This window comes from Mesobacillus maritimus (assembly GCF_044803185.1).
Taxonomy (GTDB): domain Bacteria; phylum Bacillota; class Bacilli; order Bacillales; family Cytobacillaceae; genus Mesobacillus_B; species Mesobacillus_B maritimus_B.
The window spans coordinates 4,903,320-4,923,608 of sequence record NZ_CP085225.1; the positions used below are offsets into that span (position 1 = coordinate 4,903,320).

Genomic DNA, 20,289 nt, shown 5'->3' on the forward strand with positions numbered 1-20,289 from the left:
TATTATTTAAATATAAATATTAAATTGCTCTCCATTTGCATTAATTGTTACTAAACCACTTTTTTCATTGATTGAAGCACTCTTGAAGTTTTTTACCGCACTCTCACCTAACTTAACAACTGTTAAAAGATGGCCTTCCTTTTTCTCGGTTGTATACTCTAACTGGTTGGTTTTAATTACTTTTCCAAACTGTTTTGCAATAACTGCCTTAGGTACCTCTTCCGATCCATTATGGACTTCAAAAGATCCCTCAGGTAATATTTGTTCAATCTCAATTATTTCATCGTCAGACTTGATCTTGGCTCTCTCATTCTTATAGTCTAGAATTTCAATATGAGGAGCTAGATTAAATAGTTGGGAGATTGGGTTCGAAGTCTCATTATTAAAGGAATCTAAGATTACTAAAATATTGGGTTTAATAAATATTAAAGTCCTCTCTAGTTTTACTCCGTCATATCCCATATTAATGCCCTTAACCATATCTACTCTGTTTGTAGTTAAAAAACTTGAAGTATATATATTCTTAAAGTCATTATCAATTTTATCTAAATTATATCTTTTATTCTTAATAAAAAGAGTATTATGTGCTGAAGGAGAAACCACATAAGACCTTACCTTAGAGCTTCCATAGCCGTATTTGCCAGAATCTACGAATATATCCTTACCCTTATAGAAAAGCGTAAAAGATAAATCATCATAATGCTTATGCGCTGTAGTTCCATAGCCACAAACAAAGGAAACCCATGTCGATAAGTCCTTGTCTTGCTTATCTTTAGACTGAAGGATCGTTATCCCCGCTGTTTGGTCATAGAAGCTTTCAAATTCTTTATTTTCCTTAGACGAAAATAACTCACCTGAATCTCCTAGCATTGGGATTGATCCATCCGGTTTAGAGAGATAAGAGAAGTACCTTTCCGACTTAGATAATATCGCTAATAGATCTTCACCTAATGTAAGGTTATTCTGTTCTAAAAACGCCTCTGTTGATTTATAAAGGTTAGATACAATTCTATGATACTCTGGCGAATTTCCAAGATGAACACCATTAGAACTATAACTAGAGTAGAATGTATCTTTTAATCTCCAAATTCCCTTCTCGATCCAATGAGAGGATTCAGGATGTTCCAAAAGCATACCTAATAATATCAAAGCTCTATCCATCATAATTCCGTGGTTATTCTTTCGATAGGAACCATCCGACCATAGATAATCGGCGTGTTGTTCAATAAGAGAAATATATTTCTTTTCATCAAAATCCAATTTATATTTCTTGGCTAGAAGCATATAATAAACAAGGTTATGAGCTCGATATGCTATCGTGTGATCGTACCAAACCATAGTGTTATTTGGTTTAGTACTTTGATAGTCATACCAAGACTCTACTATTTCCTTTGCCTTATAAAGATAACTAATATCGTCTGTTGCTTCAACTGCATTTAATAGGAAACTGATGGGATTTAACGCTTGTAAATAAAGCTGATAAGTCTGGGGATTCGTGTGATGCTGATAATCCCAATTGAACCCATTAGAGAAATCTATTAGGTCTAAACTAGCAAAGAGATAGATTTGATTTTGCATAATCTTATTCGCTATATCAATCGTTTCATGACTTTTATTTGAGATCTTTATAATCTTAGAAGTTTCCAATTGCTTTATTGTTACATCGGACTGATTGACTCCGCTAAATTCACTCAAATATTTTAGGGTCACGCTCTTATCTAACGGATTATGCCCCTGCTCTTCATTATGATAATATTCGAATCTAATTCGTGAAATATCTACCTTTCCTCTTAGTTTTTCTAGGCTATTCTGAAATGGAAGTAGATGATTCTGAACATCATGCTTACAAGCTAAGTTTTGTAAATAGTAAATATCGGGAATATAATTAATACTTTTATAGAATTCAGCAACATCTAAACGCTCAATATATTTATCTTCAATATTACTTTGTTCAAGTCCAGGATAGGAGTAACTATACATTTTCTTCACATGTGATGGATAATACTTATGAACTGCGGTTTGGGGATTATTTACCAACGCCTTTGAACCCCTAATTAGCCCCGCCAAGTATAACGACTGAAACCCACCGGCTGAGCTGCCATAAAATAGTACATTCGTATTGTCAATCCCAAGATGGGATATTAGTTTGGTTATTATTTGTGACAGATCCTTAATATAGAATCTCTCTGTTGTCCCTTGACCCCATCCTAGGTTCATTTTACCTAAATATAATGTAGGGTCATTGTAAACAATCACTGATTCATTTATTTCATTGGCCCATGAGTGTCTTTGGAAAACGGGCAAAGACATCTTTTCACTATCATAGGCGCCATTTCCAAAGAACATAATCTTATTCGATGTACTTTTTAAACTTATATAGAAGTCAAAGTTTACATCCTCCCATGTTACCGTTAAAAAATATGGGCTATCAAAAGTAAACTCTAAGTTATCAATATCTGAGATATTTGCTTTTATTTTTGGGATATCATCAAACAACAATCGTCACACCCTTTATTCAGCTATTACGAATAATTATATTTTACTAAAGTAGGTTACAATTTGCTCATACATCTGTTTTTCATATAATCTTGCGAATTCCTCAATATCCTTATCTCTAGTTGTTATATATTGCTTGTAAAGGGAATATATTTTATAAAGAGTATCGATTGATTCCTTTTGATCCTCTTTGCTAATTTTGTTTATTCTTTTTAGATACCAGTTTTTAAAATAAAAATTAAATCGATTATCCATATACACATCTAAAAGCTCATTTTTCACTAAGAACGGGAATCTTTCTAATTCTATTGTATGGAATTTAGTAAAGAATTTTTTCGTTATCGTGTTCGTAACGGATCCCGTAACAGCAGCGTAATAAATGTGCACAACCTTATTTATGACAGAGGTACGTTTTGAGTTCAATAGTAACTCTTGGAAGAATAGAGTATCCTGCCCACCTGCGTTTTCCACCATTTTCAGTTGATTTTCAGTAATTATTTCTTTCTTCACTAATAATGCTTGAATACTTTGAGCTCTTAAATTCGTATCAATTAATAATTGTCTAGGGTTATCAATTACTTTGCCGCCCACTGTATTGGTAACAATTTTAGAGTAATTAAAAGCGCCTTTTTTCACGTTATCAAGTTTGGTCATATTCCCAATAACCATATCAAGACTTTCATCTTTCTTAAGAACCTCTAATAAATGAGCATATCCATCATTTACAGCCTCATTATCAGGGTCTAAATATGTGATGTAACCGGTCGTTGAAAGCTCTACTCCCTTATTTCTTGGTCGAGAGGCACTTCCACTTCCTCCATCCGTATAGAAGTAGCTCTTAACATTCGTGTGTTCTTCAACAATTCGATTAATGGTTGCAATGGTCTTAGGATCTGTTGACCCATCATCAATCATAATAATTTCCATCTTATTAAAAATACTACTTCTTTTTAAACTATTAAAACACTTGTTTAATAAATACTTTCCATTATTATAAACAGGGATAATGACGGAAACTTCATACTTTTCGTTTAAAAAGTCCTTTTTAATTTCTCTGGAGACATTGAATTCAAAATGATCAATACTATATCCATTTTTGATTTCTGCCCCATTATCCATATTCAATAATTCATTAGCTGTAAATGATTCTGACCAGTAAACCGTCTTATACTTGTTATCTACCCTGCTGATATAATTATGTTCAATTCCACTGACAATTTCTGTTCCATTATAATACCCATCTTTAGTGATAAAATCAGAATCAGTATACTTAAACCCATTAACCATATCTTCAAGGTAGTATTCTCTATAGTGATAGTTTGAATTGAAAAATGCCACCATAGTATATTGACTTTTAATTTCCTCAGTTAAATTCTTTTCTAGGATTAAGGTTTTATGTTCATAGGTTTGCTTATCAAAACACATTTTCACGTGTTCATCTATTACATCCGCTACTACTAGAACCTTTTTAGGGTCTAATCTTCTTTCTTCCCCAATACACTCTAAAAGATAGTCAAATCGATCAAACGTTGTATGAGAGGACATAACATTTCTTATTCCTAAAACCTGGTGGTTATATATCTCTTCTTTAGTAAAGCCATTCATAATGTCTTTTATTTCTTGACTATCATTTATAATAAATACATTTGGAAATTTGTCATTCACACCAACACTATAATTAGATAGTATGATATTTCCAATTGCCTGGAGTTCATATATCCTATTCGCAAACATCGTGCTGCTAAACTTGACAGAGTTTAAATTCAGTCCCCAATCATATAGTTTGTGTATTTTTTGTAAATACTGATGCTCAATTGCTGGTGAGATATATTTTAGATATTTTTGTGGAAAAAAGTAATCAGGATGATTCAGCGAGAAGTTTCTATCTATAATCTTCAAGTTCCTTCCAGCATTTATCACACCATCAAATAAATCTATCGTTTCTTTCTGCCTATCCGGGTATTTATTAAGCCATGAACCCGCAAAGAACACATCATCAAATTTAGGAGCATTCCTTAATCCAATAGGGTTATGATAAATGGGATTTATACCGAATTCTAAAACGTATACTTTATCATTTTTACAATATTTTTTATAATCCTCTACTTTTTCCTGTGCTGTTGTAAAGATAAAGTCGCATTTAGTTGCTATATCAACAAATTTCTCATAGTTAACCGGATCTTCTTTTGAGTAAAATACAACTTTCACTTGTTGTTCTTTGAAGAAGTCAATTATTTTATATAGCTCTTTTCTTAATTTCCCATCCGGGTTGGCTACGCCTCTCCATTCCTTCTCTAACCCTCTCCAAGTCGTTGCGACAAAGAATAAATCTAATTTACCTTTATAATCCTCATAATTCTTCGGAGTTATATAATGGAAGTTCGCAACATCCTTATACGATTGATACAAAAATTCATCCGCAATAATCCCAACATTGAGGTCAAACTTATGAAAATATCTACTTCCATTACTTTCTGGAATATCTTCCAGTAATTTCTTTACTTTACTAAAGTAATTTATATCTGATACTTTCTCTCTATATTTTAAATAGCTTTCTGTATCGTTTGTTTTGTTCGCTTCATGATCCACACTGATGGATTTAAGTGCATTGTAGCCTTTGTTATTTTCTACTTCGGATAAAATTATTTCAATCTGATTTTTCTCTAATTGAATTTTATTTCTAATACTTTGTTTGCCTTTTTTTATATTTGCTAATCGCTTATCTATATTAATTATATCCACTATTTTTTCCCTCGCTTAAACTGCTTTACAAATCTCCAGTAGGCAATGGTCAGTTTTCCTAACTTCGAGTTACTAAGGGCCTGATATTTCATAATTAATTTTCGATGTGACTTTAACAACTTTTCTTCTTTTTCATACATACTATTTACTTCTTCAAGAACCTTAATTTTAGCCCTTTTTTCCTCAACTAATTGTTTCTTCATTTTTTCTACTTCGAGTTTATAAAGCGACAGTTTATTGTTTAGTTCATTAATCTGTTTTTGATTTTCTCTGTTTTGTTCAACGAGGGAGTTAAGTCCCGACATTTCTTGTCCAAACTTACGTAAAAGTACATTTGACTCGTAAATTTCTTTAGAGATATCACTTACTTTACTCTGTTGGCTTTTTAGGAGCTCTACCGACTCCCTTAAATCTACCTTGTCCACATCAGTCTTTCGAGAGTTATCACTTCCATCTTGGTGTCTCTTTACAGTAGATGAATGATTTTCTAGGAAGATTATGCTATCCTCACTAGGTGCACTTCTCACATCTTCACTCTCTAGATGAGAATCTTCAAACCTTTTTAATAGGTCTTCATATAGTTTAATTGTTTTGAAATCAGCATTTTGTTCGAGTGCGATCCAAGCTTGATTTCGATTTATTTCAATTGTAGTTAATTTTAGCGAACCCGTAGCCAAGCTTAACAAATCTGCTAATTTCATCATCTCTACTTGTGTAGAGCTTAAGGAAAAATTAATAATCACTTTTCCTTTCCCTCGAAGTAAACCAACTGCTTTATTTACATATTTTTTAAGAAAATTTACTCCTCCAACTACATCATTTATGATAACCGTATCATACTTTTCGTTCCACACATTAAAAGTTAAGAAGTCAATATTCCGGAACTCAACATTTCTTTTAATGGACGGGGATTCACCTTTCAAAATATCCTTCGCTCTGTTAACAAATTTGTCAGAAGTGTCAATGCCTAAAACGCGCTTTCCCTTACGTCCTATACGAATAGCTGCGTCATGCTGTTTTAATCCTATGTTTAATACTTTATTACCTTTTACTTGCTTAAGTATCCACTGAATTCCAATGTCGGAGATTTCCTCGAGTGAGTTTCTCTTTTCATCGATAATTGGCTCAGCTAAAAAACCATCAAAAATTTTCAAGCTTAACACTCCTACTTTTACAAATTATTAACCTACCTCGATAAAATCAGTCTTTAAGCTCAGTAATTTACTTTGTTCACCTTTTTTACGAATAAAATATTGAATTTGATATTTGCCTGGACTTTCAACAGGAAATTTTATTTCCCTATCTGAAATATACATAATTTTATTTATTACCTTTTTATTTTTTCGAATATAATAGGCGAACTCTAGCTCAGCTGAATCCTCAATATCAATAACAAAATTCAACGTATTTCCATCTATAACTGAGAGATCCGTATCTTTCAATACAAACTCATTACCGATAAATATTTCATCTAATGGTACTGTAAGTAGATCAACGGAGTTTCTAATCATTCCCACTTCAAATTTGACCAACTTTGGATCGTCAACTAATTCTTTCAGTTCACTATGCGGGATTATTAATTCTCGTTCTACCTTGTATTCTTTTAGTATCTTCTCATCATCAGATAATCTTAATCGAATTTCATTTTTTTCTAACCACTTTATATTATCAGATTCGATTTTCACTCTACAGTTCCCAGAGAAATTCTTATCAAAGATCACTTTTTTTATATCAATCTTTTCGACAATTTTAGTAAGTTGCATCGTTAGATACTTCAGAAAAACATCCTTAATTCCATTAAAGCTTTGAACTTCTTTACTTTTATATAATTCATAGTCAATATTTTTCTTTAAAAGCTCTTGAACTAACTCATCTGAATGTTTACTTATTTCCAAATTATCACCAATTATTACATTTATTTCAGATATAATGTTTTTACTTAGTTGGCTTATGATTAACTTGTTTAATTTTTCTACTTTAAATTTACTAGGTTTATATCCTAATAAATACTCTGCAGTTTCTTTTGCGTGTTTTAATAGATAGTCTGCTATATTTATATGTGGATTTCCAGCTATAATATGTCCAAAGTTATATTTCAGACCATAGTAAAGAGCAGCACTGCCGCCTTTGTTTGCCCCAACTGTAATTATATTTTTATTCGATACATTGCTTATACTTGCTATATAACTAATCAGTGAAACAACTGAAGTTTCAATCTCAAAATTCAAATCAGGTCCTAAATAATAACAACCCTTTGGCCCATAATTATCAAGAATGAAAAGCTTATTACAATCAAATGTCTTTAATTCTTCTAGATAGTCATACCCTTCTAGAGCGGTAAATCCCTGTTCGTTAAAATCGGAAAAAACAATAATTAGGTTCTCTTTATTTACTTTTCCCTTCTCAAAAACATACTTTATGGGTATATTCGACTCATATATTTCCTCTACTAAACTTGTCATGTCTGTATATCTCCTTACTCAACAATTAAATTTCTGTAAATATCAAGAAAAGCAAATTGTTCTTCTTCCCAATTATATTTACTGCTAGCCTCTATACTGTTCATACTTAGATTTAGATATAGCTCGCTTTCCTCTAGCAATTGATTAACTGCTTGCGCTATCTCCATTGGTTTGTGAGAATCAATACAAATACCTGTAGCATCTCCCTCTACAACTCTTTTAATCTCAGGAAAATCACATGCTACGACGGGTACACCCGCCATCATATATTCGAATAGTTTATTAGACGAAGCAGAGTAATGGTTAAAACAAACATTATTTAATACTTGGAAGCCTAGATAGGCGTTTCGTGTGTATTTAGGCAGATCGCTTAATGGTACTTTCGGAATGAACTTGACCTTATCATGCAATTTCATTTCATCGACCATTTGGAGCAACTGTGGTTTAATTTTTCCGTCTCCTATTAGAACAAGTGTACCTTCTTTGAAATGTGGAGTAGCCTGAATCAATTTGTCCAAACCTCTTCCAGTTTGAATTCCACCCTGGTAAAGAAGAATCTTTTCATCTTTTGGTAATCCTAGTATTTTATGAATGTTCACTTTTTCAAAAGTTTCTTTAGTTTGTTTAAAAGGATAGTTATGAACTACATTTGGGTAAAACCCGTATAACTCTTCGTTATATTTTGCTCTGGTATGGTTTTCAACAATCATTGAATTAATTTTTTTCACTAAAGTCTTTTCCATCAATCCATATACCGGTGAATTGTAACCCGTCCGACTGGTTTGGACCTCATGAGAATCATAGATTAATGTTTTCTTCTTAAACCTCCATTTTGCGCAAATATACCCTTGCGGGAGTGTGTTTAGGTCATTTGAATGGTAGAAGCCATAATTTTTTCTGTACCCTCTTAGAATCATTCTTATAATAATACTACCTTTAACAACAAGTCCTTTAATTCTAGTTTTCAAGATTAAAAACGCTAATATTGTTACAGGTATTAGGACATGAGGTAAAAGATACGTTAAAAATGCCCATGCCAAAAATGACAATGCTCCAATTGCCTTAAACTTAAGGCAATAGCTATAAACTCTTTGAAGTAAAGTTAATAGTCCGAGGTATCTCCTTACTCTATAGACGTGAAAGTTTTCACATTTTTCTTCAACATAAGGCATATTTTCTACTTTTGGATCGTGAATACAAATAAGATCTACGTTATACCCGTTTTCTGCCAAAGCCGTACATTCTCTTAAGACTCTGGCATCGTTGGTAAAATGGTTCCATACAAACATGCACACATTTTTGTTCTTCATTCTACTACACCTGACACTGTATTATTTTGTTTATAATTAATTTCCTCAAATATATTTGTTAGTACATTAATATTGTCTTCCCAAAGAAATTTTTCCATAATATATCGCCCTTCGTTTTCTGCCATTTGCTTGCGGAGATCTGGATGTTTAGAAAGATGAAGGATATAATTTATAATCTCCTTGCTATTTCGGGACTCTGATACAAACCCTACTTTTTCTTCCTCAATTACTTTTTTTGCATACCCCGACACAGATGCTACAATTGGTAGCCTACATGTCATATAGTCCACAATTTTCCCTGGCAAGACAGTATTAAATACTTCTTGTTCATTTAAACTGACAAAACCGATATCGTGATTCATATTTATTTTAAAGCACTCAAGTCTCGTAACCGGAGAGTAAAAGTGTACATTAGTTAGTTGATTCAATTTAACAAATTCGACAAGTTCCGGCTTTTTCATTCCATAACCGACAATACTTAAATCTATATTCTCTTTTCTTAGCTGCAATGCTAACTCTTTTAAGACATCAATATCTTGCGCAAGACCAATATTACCTGTGTAAATAACCTTGATTTTACCGTCCCTGGATACTGATTGTTTATCTGGTATTTCTCCTAGTCTTGCTGAGTTGGGCATGAACCCAATTTTGCTGGGTAAAACACTAGTATTTTTGCAAATATATTCCTTAAACTCCAAGCTATTAACAATAATATAATCGGAATATCTATATAATCCCTTTTCTAGCAGACTAAAGAAACCTATAATTATTTTATAATTAAAAACTCCTACACCTTTAAGCGATTCGGGCCATAAGTCTCTAATATCAAGTATAAGTTTCCTTTTATATCGTATCTTTGCTATTAAACCGACAAATCCCACAAAAATCGGGGGAGATGATACTAGTATAAAATCATATTTTTCCTTGTCTTTAATAATAAAGAAAAGCAATCTAATCGCCATTTCCATATAATAAATGAGCCTGTTAAAAATACTTGTTGAATACTTTCTATTTTTTATTTTTACTCTTTTAATAGAAGGATTATTATTTAAGGCCTCTTCGTTCCAAAATTTCTCATCCCTATAAAGGTTTTTATTAGGATAAGTTGGTTCTGTGGTTAGTGCCTCCACTTCATAACCTTCAAGTTGCAAAAGTTGAAAAATATTTTTCATCCGGTTTCCCGCACTACCAATCTCAGGGTAAAATCCTTGAGAAATCAAGAGCACTTTTTTTTTCATTTTTAATGGCTCCCCCTGACCATAAATCAATAGCTAGCAATCCATAAAATTAACTTTAATTGAATTTTTGTATTGTTACTGTAACACTTGACGATTTCAATCGTAACACAACATAAATTCCATTTACACTCCTTTTTATTGGAAATTAAATGGATATAGTTTGTTTTATATTTACAAGAAAAGACAATAACCTCGTGTCTAATAAGAAAGTTATTGTCTTTTCTTCACTTAAAAATCACCCTTTTAAATTATTATTGTTCACTTATAATTGGAACGCCCCTGGTTTAGGATGATTATTATCAAAATGATGTAGGATCGCTTGCACAATTCGATAAGAGGCCTTGCCGTCACCATAAGGATTCGATGCTTTAGACATTTTATCATATTCTTCCTTATTATTTAGAAGTTCGTTAGCCAATTTATATATGATTTCTTCATCAGTTCCTGCTAGTTTTAACGTCCCCGCTTCAATTCCTTCTGGACGCTCAGTTGTATCTCTGAGCACTAATACAGGTACACCAAGAGATGGGGCCTCTTCTTGAACACCACCGGAATCTGTTAAGATTATATGAGCCCTTGAAGCAAAGTTATGGAAATCCAGTACCCCAAGAGGCTCAATAAGATGAATTCTTTTATCTTCTCCTAAGATTTCATTTGCGACTTCACGAACTGCTGGGTTCATATGTACTGGGTACACCACTTGAACATCCTCATGCTCATCTACTAACCGCTTGATAGCACGGAACATGTTTCTCATTGGCTCGCCTAGGTTTTCACGACGATGGGCTGTTAACAAGATTAATCTAGAGTTACCAACCCTTTCAAGAACTTCATGGTTATAAGAATCTGTTACTGTTGTTTGTAGAGCATCAATAGCGGTATTACCTGTGATATAAATTGTTTCTACATTTTTATTTTCTTGCGCAAGGTTTTCAAAGGATTTTTTTGTAGGTGCAAAATGTAAGTCTGCAATCACACCTGTAATTTGCCGGTTAATCTCTTCTGGATATGGAGAGTATTTATTCCAAGTACGTAACCCTGCTTCGACATGTCCAACAGATATTTGGTTATATAGTGCAGCAAGACTAGCTACAAAAGTTGTCGTTGTATCCCCGTGTACCAAAACAATGTCAGGTTTAACCTCTTTCATTGTTTTATTTAGCCCCTCAAGGGCTCTTGTAGTCACATCAATTAGTGTTTGACGGTCCTTCATAACATTTAAATCATAATCAGGTTCTATATTAAAGATTTTAAGGACTTGATCTAACATTTCCCTATGCTGAGCAGTTACTGTCACAATGGATTCAATTCTTTCTGGATATTTATCTAATTCTAAAACGAGCGGAGCCATTTTAATCGCCTCAGGTCTGGTTCCAAAAATGGTCATAACTTTAATTCTTTTCGACAAACATACTTCCCCCTAGTAATAAAATGATAGGTAAATTTTACCGTTACCTTTAAATACTATCAAATAAAAGGATTAGCAACCATCCATTAGTCGACAAAAATTTTAATGGTTTCCCTTTTTTAACTCAAGTTTTTTCTTATTAATATGTAATTTAATAACTTTTTCAACTTCCTCAAGTTGTTCGATTGAATTAACATCTTGATTTATATACCTTAGCGTCTTTTTTACTGACTTCGGAAATTTATCAAATTCCTTTATCTTATCCTCATTCCTCATACCATTTAATCACCACTTTAAAATATTACCTTAATAAAGACTTCCTTCATTATATGCCGTATTATTAAGTTTGCCAAAATAATTGTCGATATTCACCATAATTTCCTACTGATTTACTATTTCTTCTATATTCAATTCAACCGTTTTTTGGTATCCTATATTTTGTACGCAAATTTTGTAAAACTATGGAGGAAACACATGAGGGCTAAACAAAAAAAGAAGAAGAAGTGGCTCCGAATTACAGGCATCATTGTTTTATTATTATTGATTTCATTAGGAACTTATCTTTTTACAGTATATAGATCTTTAACTACCGCAGTTGATACAATGCATGAACCGGTTCAAAGGGAGCAACGGAAAGTCGAACCTAAGCCGGTTACCTTCGAAAAAGAGGAACCCTTTGCTGTATTAATGTTAGGAGTTGATGAGCGTACAGGAGATAAAGGTCGCTCAGATACGATTATTACCCTAGCAGTGAATCCAGCAAAAAACTCTATTAAGATGCTAAGCATTCCACGTGATACTCGAACGGAAATTGTTGGTCGCGGCACGCAGGATAAAATTAATCATGCTTATGCCTTTGGTGGCGTAGAAATGTCGATGGACACTGTTGAAAGCTTTCTTGATATTCCAATTGAATATTATGTAAAAGTGAATATGGAAGGATTCCAGGATATTGTCGATGCTGTTGGCGGGGTTACGGTTAATAACGAATTCGAATTCACCCAAGACAAAGTTCATTTCGCTGAGGGAACCCTTAATCTTAATGGAGAGAAAGCTCTGGCATATGTAAGAATGAGAAAACAGGATCCTTCAGGTGACTTTGGTCGTCAAAAGCGTCAACGTCAGGTTATCCAGGGTGTTATCAATAAAGGGGCAAGCTTGGGATCGTTAACTAAGTTTGATAATATTTTTAATGCACTTGGTAATAATGTAAAAACAAATATTACCTTTGATGAAATGGTTGATATTCAAGGGAATTACCGAGAAGCTGCGGGGAATATTGAACAAATGAAGCTTGATGTCAGTGGGCAATACATCGGCGGTATTTCTTATCAGCTTGTTTCCGCAGAAGAACAACAAAGAGTGCAGAAAGAACTGAGAGAGCATTTAGAACTAAACAATTAATAGATATTGTAAATCACATGGAGGCCAGGATACTTATCCTGGCCTTCTTTTTTACCATTGGCTCCTTTTCCTAAAAGGTTGTTGTTTACTATTAGTTCCAATGTCAGAGGTGGGTATACGGATTCCATTGTCAAAGAGTTTTATTTATTATGGGCAACCTTTTGTAAGATTAGGAAACCATTCACTGCTCTATCCTCACATGCATAAAATAAACAAAAAGTCTTTTGCAAAGAGAGGAGAGTAGGCTATTTATGCCAGGTAGACATGACAAGCCAAAGTATCAGAAAAAACCTGAGCCCTTTGGAGATTGGTTTAAGTCAGTGAATCATTTCTTACAGGAACCTCCTGTTCGAGGTTTTCTCGAGAGTATCGATGATTTTTTTAGGCAACCGCTATTTCCACAGGCTTCCTTTCATGTTGAGGTGCGAGAGCAGAGTGATAAACATATTGTTACTGCAGAGCTACCAGGAGTAAATAAAGAGCAAATCGGAATTGATATTCTAGGGGATACCCTATCCATCTCTGTAAAAAAACAAAATATTTTTACTGAAGAAGATGACCGGAGTAAGGTTTATCGCCATAGTGAGTCGTTGCAACGTTCTAGTCGGACCATCACCTTTCCTTACCCGATTGATGAGAAAAGGGTTAAAGCCTCTTATCGGAACGGACTACTTGAAATTACAGTTCCGAAGGTAAAAGGCAAAACGATTGATATTAATGAATAGAAACAAGCAGGAAATGGAATCCTGCTTGTTTATTTGTATTTTAAAAAGATGTCTCAGCAGCAGTTTATTCTTTCTCCATTAAGTTCTGAAAAAAGGATACATTTTGTTTTAATTTAAATATAAATACACATCCTATACATATAAGAAGTTTTACCCCGCCGGTTGACATTTTTAGGAGGAGTTAGGATTGAAAAAGGTAATCACCTACGGCACATTTGACTTGCTTCATTGGGGTCATATCAATATTTTAAAACGGGCAAGGGAACTTGGAGATCATTTAACGGTGGCTCTATCTACTGATAAGTTTAATGAGCTTAAAAATAAAAAGACATATCACAGCTACGAAAACCGAAAAGTAATTCTTGAATCGATTCGATATGTAGATAAAGTAATCCCTGAAACAAGATGGGAACAAAAGATTGATGATGTCGTGAATCATCATATCGATCTCTTTGTAATGGGCGATGACTGGGAAGGGGAATTTGACTTTCTTAAAGATTATTGTGAAGTCGTATATTTACCGCGAACTGTAGGGATTTCTACGACAAAAATTAAAACGGATCTTTATAAAGTGCCAAAAGGATAATGGTTTTTCCTTTTATCTAAATTCTTAATGGGAAAACAAAAGCCAGAGAGCCCCCCCTGGCTTTTGTTTTTACACTTTTAATTATCCCTGAGATTCATTCTGTTCATGAACCAACGCACGATAAAAGGTATCCATTGCAAGATTGTTGTATTTCTTATAATCAAATCTTTCAGTTTGTAACTCGTTCTCCTTATTGATAATGGAGTACATCCCTTTTTCAAGACCGCTAATACTATTCTCAATCAACAAGCCATATTTCCCGTTTTCTAAAACCGTACGATTGGCGACAATATCTGTTGCCACGATATCCATCCCTAGGGTCATTGCTTCTAATAGAACCATCGGTTGTCCCTCATAATGGGAAGAAAGTACAAAACAGTCACATTTCTGCATAAATACAAAAGGGTTTTCTAGTTGCCCCATAAGGTGCGCGGACTCAGTCAATCCTAATTCCTCTATTAAAGCTTGAAGTTTATCCTTTAAGGGACCCTTTCCTAAAATGTAGAGCTGGCTATTCGGGTATTCCTTATGAACAGTTGCGAACGCACGGATTAAATTATCTTGGCCTTTTTCTGGAGACAACCTTCCCATATTCACAAATTGGATATAACCTCTATCTGATTTTGGAAGAATATTACCGGTCAATTCCTCCGCAAACTCTGTTTGAAATTGATTAAATTTCGGGAATTCCTTTTTTACTTTAAACACATTAGAATCTAACCAGCCGATTTCCTTATTATCAATTGAAAACTGATAAAAGGTTCCTTCTATTGTTTTATTAATCCTAGTGATTTTAGCGATTTTCCCTTTAAATTCTTTTGCATCAGAAACAAGCTTGGCTTTAAAGCTCTTATAAGGCTTTGTCCATACGGAATGACTCCCAGGTGCGGCTATTTCTGCGAATAGTGGAGGATCTAATTGTAGTTCTTCTTGTGTCCGATGTTCTAGGTGATCCATAAAAAGCTTATTTATCCTATGGTTGATTATACGAACTGCTTTTCTTTTCATAGCTGTTTTCAACTTGGGTAGACTTTTCATGTCATCATGAATTGTACAATATTCATAATAAACTAGCGCCGCTTGATTGACCCACCCTATAAAGGTTCCATTGATGTTAATCCGACTGTATATGCCTTGAAGCGTGTCGGTCTCCTTATCTACCTCAAATATAATGCCCTCGCAGTAGGAGCTAGTAGAAATTGTATGACATCCTGGAACATTGTATGGCTTTGACCAAATACGGTTTCCAACAGGATTCACTAACCTAGCCAACTTCTTTACCTTCTTTTCGTTTACAACTTCGTCCGGTAAGATTTCCAGCGCCCTCTCATCAATCCAGCCAATGATTTGATGATTGTGACTAAATTTATAGTAAGTGTTGTTTTTATCTTCCATTTTCCTAAAAACAACCACTTCAGCACCCTCGAACAATTCCTCTAATTGATGCTGATTTGCATTGACATGTCCAGGGAAAAAACTCCAAACAGGATAACTTTTACTATCCGTTAAAATCGCTTTACTGTGAATAGGTTCTGTATGAAGGGGAATCTCTTGGTCCATCTCTCCCCTTTCATCTATAGCGGTAGAATCCTGAAGTATTTTGTCTGGGTTAATTGAATTCATGACATAGTCAAATTTATTAAAATCGGCATATTTCAATAGGTTTTTGCGATTGAGTTCCATGGTTCCTTTTGAGACACTAACAAGTTTATCAAATCGGTTATAAACAGAGAAAATTCCCCTTAAATTAATTCTGTGTGGTTTTTTTCCATTAACGGTTCTCTCACTATCTGAGAGAAGGTCATTATGCAAATAGCAGATTTTCTTTTTGGCATCTGCTGCTAAAAGAAGTTTAGCCCAATAAAGACTGTAGCCACTAAAATCAATGACATAGTCAAATTTACTTTTTCCGAATAGGCGGGTGTGTTCTCTAACATAGGCTTGTTCGGGATAAAGCCCCTTGCCTAATACCCCTCCTGCCCCTTTGAAATGCACAAATCTATCCCTATATACTTCCCAAAGCTGATAAATGGGAATCCCTGGTACGAATATAAACCGGACATTCTTATTTACCTTCTTAATATTTTTTAGAGTTTCATCCTCTACGGGTTCCTTCGTGAAACAACTGACATCATATCGATTGTAATCGATATTATTCATCAAATTGATAAAAGAAGTTGTGATCCCGTTATCCCTCATCATCCCGGGGTAAATCAGGATTTTTTGCTTATGACTTGATAAACCTGTGACCGCATGAACATTCTGATTCTTTTTACCAAAGATATATTGTGTTACACGCTCCGTTACCCTACCATCCTCATACAGAGTAAATTGTTGTTGCATCTTTTTGTAACGCCCACAGTAGGTTGACTTCACTTCTTCAATATTCTTAATGCTTTCAACTAATTCACGAGAATTAAATACAATCGGTCCAGGAAGAACATCATTAGGTAGATATTGTCCTCTTTCATCAATATATACATCTGCGTCCCAAGTATAAAAGAGGATTGGCTTACCTGTTACAAGATAGTCAAAAAAGATACTAGAGTAATCCGTAATAAGTATATCAACCGTGGCCAATAATTCATTCGTATCTACAAAGTCAGGAACTAACTGACCCTTAATTTCTGGGTGCTCTAAAGCCTGCTTATATAGAAAAGGGTGCACCTTTATGAGGATATTATATTGGTCTCCAACCTGTTGTTTTAGATAGTTAAGATCACCAATGATTTGAAGCATATCATTGTTCGCTTTACTAACATTTTTCCCTTTCCATGTTGGAGCGTAGAGAATATTCTCTTTCTGTTCATTTATTTCTAATCCTAAGTTTCTTAACTCATCCTTGAATAGTTCAGAATTGGTTTGAAGCGTTAAATCAATCCTTGGATACCCCTCTTCAATAATGGTTCCTTCGTAAACCCCGTCTAATTTATAACTATCCGTAAACATCTTCGTCGTATGCTGATTGGGACTGATAAGATAGTCGGTACACAAAAAGTTACGCAATACATTTTGCGATTGAGCAGGATTTCCAGGAATGTCATATCCCATTTTTTTCAGAGGAGTACCGTGCCATGTATTAATATAAATTTGTTCCTTTTTAGGAGTAAAGTAGGGTTGGAAGGTAGAGTTATTAATTAGATATTTACTGGATGCTAAATATCTTAAATACTCTTTAGAATTTCGTTTTACAAAATGCACATTTGATCTCTCTTTATATTTGTCAATCATATAGGAAAGGGCATTGTAGTCAGAAATCGACCAAATATGCTTGAACTCCTTAAAATCCGGGTGTTCAACCATATACTTGAATATGGCGTATGGGCTATCTGTCATACTGTTTCCGTCTCGACTTTCATACAAAATAGCCTTTTCATCCAATTTTAAACCTTCGTAGAACTTCACATATTGTGATACGATTCTATACCGTTCTCTCAAAAAGTAATTAATGACTGGTTTGACGACCAAACCGACTCCCTTTTTTAATACCCTAGTTTTCACTTAAAAAGCATCCTTTTCAGACAGATTTTCGGGACAAGGGGACAGGTTCACTGTCCCACCTTGTTCAAAATTGTGGGACAAGGGACCTGTCCCCTTGTCCCTTAGAAGAATTAACATGATGCCCTGTTTTTATACGTTTTTTGGTTTTCAAAGTGTCTAGTGGCAAGGGTGGTAGTTTTGTCGAAAAGTATTTTTTTATATCCACTATTTCCCTACTATTCAACTACGGTTCGACATTATATAATCTTCTAGAATATGTAAATATACTTATGGAGGAATGGGAATGAGGCGTATCGGCCGGTTGGTTTTAGGTTTGATTTTGATCATGAGTTTGATGCCTTCTGTCAGTTTTGCTTTTAGCGACCAAGAACTGGCAAACTTCTTAAAAACAGAAAAAATAACTGAGGAACAATTAAACGATCATTTGCAGCGGTTTTATGAAATGAGTGTTGAGGATTTTGAAACAATTGAAGAAATTGAGTATATGCTTGGTGACAAAATTACCACAGAGAATCTAGCAGAACTTTTAGAGGGTTATGAATTGGCAAGCGAAGAAGAATTAAAAGCATTATTGGTTGAAAACGGTGAAATGCAAGCTACCGATACTATCCGCAATGTTTTTATCTATATCGATGCATTATATATGACCGTGGATTCGAACACTGGTACTCCTATTACTCCTGAAAACCTCCAGCAATTGCTAGATGAAAATGGTTTAACGATTGAGGAGCTTACAACCATTTTTACGGATAACGAGGATTCCATTGAAAGCTATAGATTTATTGAAGACCTTGAGGATATGCTCTACGTGTATGGACGCCCCTTAAATGATCAAACACTGCAACTATTATTAAGCGATTATGGACTTACGTTAGAACAATTGAATGGGATTTTAGCAGAGAATGGTGATTCTCTCGAAAACTATGATTCTATTGATGATCTTGAGTATGCGTTACTAGACTACGGAATGCCGATTACCGAGAGCAACTTGCAGGATCTTTTAGATACTTATGAACTAACTAGAGAAGAACTAAATCAGTTATTAGCTAAATATGATGATGCTCTTGAGAACTATGAAACGATTGATGAGCTTTATTTCAACCTTATTTTTTATATGATTTTAGAAGAAGATTCTGGTGAATTGTTAAATGACCTGGGCATCGGTCTGGATAAACAAGAACTTGTGAATTTGGTCAAGCACTTCATGACAATTGATTTTATGGATTCTGATTTTATGGAGCGACTAACCGAGATTGAAACTCGCTTAGGTGACTTTGATGAGTTCGAGAGTGCTAATGATTTAACGCCAGAGCAAATGAATGAAATGATCACTCTTTATCACGAGATGATGAATCTATTTGGATTTGAAGCGAAGTACTATCTTGTTAAAAGGGATGACAGGATTGCCCTTTCTGAACAAGAAGCTTTAACACTTGAAAACACAAACGGCTACGATTTGTTAATTGAACTCTATAATCTAGATGGAGATTTCCTAGCAGACATCATTCTTACAGCAGACCTTTTCGGTTCTGAGTTAATCGATAAAATTGGTGATAAGCTTGATGTCGTAAAAACGGCTCCAAAAGAGGCTGCAGTTAGTAACGAGGTAGTGAAGACTGTCAACGGAGGAAAGCTACCTAATACAGCAGGAAATTATACGGAAGGCCTTCTTGCCGGTTTAGCTCTTATGCTCATTGGTGCATTTTGGTTCCGTAAACGAACTGTGAAGCAATCATGATAAAAAGATTAGGGCTGGTTGTTCCAATCGCTCTAATTGGAATTGGCTTGTGGGTATTTATCGGGAATCTTACCCCCATGTTTGCGGGAAGTGGCTCTACTAGAGTTGATAAAGTCGAGTCACCTGTTCAAGAGAAAACCGTCACCGCTCCCCAAAAGCGCGATTCCCAAAACCAAGTTCTCTATCCGGTACGTCCTAAAATAGGAGAAGAAATGGGCGAACTTTACATTCCTAAACTGGATGCTACCCTCCCTATTTTTCATGGAACGGACGAGGACGAGCTTGAAAAAGGAGTCGGGCATTTTGCTGGTAGCGTCCTTCCGGGAGAAAACGATAATTCGGTTTTGTCCGGACACCGAGATACCGTGTTCCGAAGGCTTGGTGAAGTGGGCGAAGGAAATTTACTAGTCGTACGCACGACGGCAGGAGAGTTTATCTATAAAGTACGGGAAGTCCGAATTGTTGATGCCGACGATCGGACGGTGATTGTACCGATGCCGAAAGCAACTTTGACTGTGACGACCTGCTACCCCTTCCAATTTATTGGCGATGCGCCAGAACGTTATATTTTAGTGGCGGACTTGATAAAAGATAATAAGAAGGGCTAAGGCAATTTTTAAAAAGGAAATGGCATCCAATAAACCCGACATGTTGTTTAGGACGTGTCGGGTTTTCTATG

General features: G+C 34.7%; 14 protein-coding genes. 5 read left to right on the plus strand and 9 right to left on the minus strand.

The genetic code is table 11. The features are described 5' to 3' along the window. Positions 1 to 6: 6 nt before the first annotated feature. The 8 genes from LG336_RS23775 to LG336_RS23810 all read right to left on the minus strand — a co-directional run bounded on the left by LG336_RS23775 (position 7) and on the right by LG336_RS23810 (position 11,932). Positions 7 to 2,496: a heparinase II/III family protein gene (locus LG336_RS23775; protein WP_404329949.1), complete on the minus strand. Its 2,490-nt coding sequence runs from the start codon at positions 2,494 to 2,496 to the stop codon at positions 7 to 9. 36 nt (positions 2,497 to 2,532) lie between these two features. Next, positions 2,533 to 5,238, minus strand: coding sequence for a glycosyltransferase (locus LG336_RS23780; protein WP_404329950.1), 2,706 nt, complete (start codon positions 5,236 to 5,238; stop codon positions 2,533 to 2,535). Further along, positions 5,238 to 6,392: a methyltransferase domain-containing protein gene (locus LG336_RS23785; protein ID WP_404329951.1), complete on the minus strand. Its 1,155-nt coding sequence runs from the start codon at positions 6,390 to 6,392 to the stop codon at positions 5,238 to 5,240. Before LG336_RS23785 ends, LG336_RS23780 begins: the two co-directional genes overlap by 1 nt. Before the next feature lie 27 nt (positions 6,393 to 6,419). Beyond that, positions 6,420 to 7,700, minus strand: a complete 1,281-nt coding sequence (locus LG336_RS23790; RefSeq protein WP_404329952.1) for an accessory Sec system protein Asp2 — start codon at positions 7,698 to 7,700, stop codon at positions 6,420 to 6,422. A gap of 14 nt (positions 7,701 to 7,714) precedes the next feature. Further along, positions 7,715 to 9,010 (minus strand): glycosyltransferase, encoded by a 1,296-nt coding sequence (locus LG336_RS23795; RefSeq protein WP_404329953.1) that lies wholly within the window; start codon positions 9,008 to 9,010, stop codon positions 7,715 to 7,717. Then, positions 9,007 to 10,248 (minus strand): glycosyltransferase family 4 protein, encoded by a 1,242-nt coding sequence (locus LG336_RS23800; RefSeq protein ID WP_404329954.1) that lies wholly within the window; start codon positions 10,246 to 10,248, stop codon positions 9,007 to 9,009. The genes LG336_RS23795 and LG336_RS23800 overlap by 4 nt, the downstream gene beginning before the upstream one ends. A gap of 262 nt (positions 10,249 to 10,510) precedes the next feature. Beyond that, positions 10,511 to 11,656: a non-hydrolyzing UDP-N-acetylglucosamine 2-epimerase gene (gene wecB, locus LG336_RS23805; protein WP_404329955.1), complete on the minus strand. Its 1,146-nt coding sequence runs from the start codon at positions 11,654 to 11,656 to the stop codon at positions 10,511 to 10,513. A gap of 102 nt (positions 11,657 to 11,758) precedes the next feature. Then, entirely contained in the window at positions 11,759 to 11,932 is a 174-nt protein-coding gene (locus LG336_RS23810; RefSeq protein ID WP_404329956.1) for a LytR family transcriptional regulator, read from the minus strand. A 198-nt stretch (positions 11,933 to 12,130) separates the two neighbouring features. On the opposite strand from LG336_RS23810, the gene LG336_RS23815 reads away from it, so the two are divergent. The 3 genes from LG336_RS23815 to tagD all read left to right on the plus strand — a co-directional run bounded on the left by LG336_RS23815 (position 12,131) and on the right by tagD (position 14,371). Beyond that, positions 12,131 to 13,060 carry a LytR family transcriptional regulator gene (locus LG336_RS23815; RefSeq protein ID WP_404329957.1) on the plus strand — a complete coding sequence of 310 codons (930 nt, stop codon included), beginning with the start codon at positions 12,131 to 12,133 and terminating at the stop codon, positions 13,058 to 13,060. A gap of 251 nt (positions 13,061 to 13,311) precedes the next feature. After that, on the plus strand, positions 13,312 to 13,785 hold the full coding sequence (locus LG336_RS23820) for an Hsp20/alpha crystallin family protein (RefSeq protein ID WP_404329958.1): 474 nt from the start codon (positions 13,312 to 13,314) through the stop codon (positions 13,783 to 13,785). A 187-nt stretch (positions 13,786 to 13,972) separates the two neighbouring features. Next, the gene (tagD, locus tag LG336_RS23825; RefSeq protein ID WP_404329959.1) at positions 13,973 to 14,371 is read left to right on the plus strand and encodes a glycerol-3-phosphate cytidylyltransferase; all 399 of its coding nucleotides are present in this window, start codon (positions 13,973 to 13,975) and stop codon (positions 14,369 to 14,371) included. An 81-nt stretch (positions 14,372 to 14,452) separates the two neighbouring features. Here the strand turns inward: tagD and LG336_RS23830 are convergent, their stop codons facing one another. After that, a complete protein-coding gene (locus LG336_RS23830) occupies positions 14,453 to 17,872 on the minus strand; it encodes a CDP-glycerol glycerophosphotransferase family protein (RefSeq protein ID WP_404329960.1) in 3,420 nt (1,139 codons plus the stop codon). Between the two features lie 283 nt (positions 17,873 to 18,155). Between LG336_RS23830 and LG336_RS23835 the strand changes: the two genes are divergently transcribed. Next, the gene (locus tag LG336_RS23835) at positions 18,156 to 19,610 is read left to right on the plus strand and encodes a processed acidic surface protein (protein ID WP_404329961.1); all 1,455 of its coding nucleotides are present in this window, start codon (positions 18,156 to 18,158) and stop codon (positions 19,608 to 19,610) included. Beyond that, positions 19,607 to 20,218: a class D sortase gene (locus LG336_RS23840; RefSeq protein ID WP_404329962.1), complete on the plus strand. Its 612-nt coding sequence runs from the start codon at positions 19,607 to 19,609 to the stop codon at positions 20,216 to 20,218. The genes LG336_RS23835 and LG336_RS23840 overlap by 4 nt, the downstream gene beginning before the upstream one ends. Positions 20,219 to 20,289 lie beyond the last annotated feature (71 nt).

Excerpts from the sequence above, each read along its gene's own strand:
- LG336_RS23790 (WP_404329952.1), bottom strand. The coding sequence starts at position 7,700 with ATGACAAGTTTAGTAGAGGAAATATATGAGTCGAATATACCCATAAAG.
- LG336_RS23820 (WP_404329958.1), top strand. The coding sequence starts at position 13,312 with ATGCCAGGTAGACATGACAAGCCAAAGTATCAGAAAAAACCTGAGCCC.
- LG336_RS23815 (WP_404329957.1), top strand. The coding sequence starts at position 12,131 with ATGAGGGCTAAACAAAAAAAGAAGAAGAAGTGGCTCCGAATTACAGGC.
- LG336_RS23795 (WP_404329953.1), bottom strand. The coding sequence starts at position 9,010 with ATGAAGAACAAAAATGTGTGCATGTTTGTATGGAACCATTTTACCAAC.
- LG336_RS23840 (WP_404329962.1), top strand. The coding sequence starts at position 19,607 with ATGATAAAAAGATTAGGGCTGGTTGTTCCAATCGCTCTAATTGGAATT.
- LG336_RS23835 (WP_404329961.1), top strand. The coding sequence starts at position 18,156 with ATGAGGCGTATCGGCCGGTTGGTTTTAGGTTTGATTTTGATCATGAGT.
- LG336_RS23810 (WP_404329956.1), bottom strand. The coding sequence starts at position 11,932 with ATGAGGAATGAGGATAAGATAAAGGAATTTGATAAATTTCCGAAGTCA.
- LG336_RS23800 (WP_404329954.1), bottom strand. The coding sequence starts at position 10,248 with ATGAAAAAAAAAGTGCTCTTGATTTCTCAAGGATTTTACCCTGAGATT.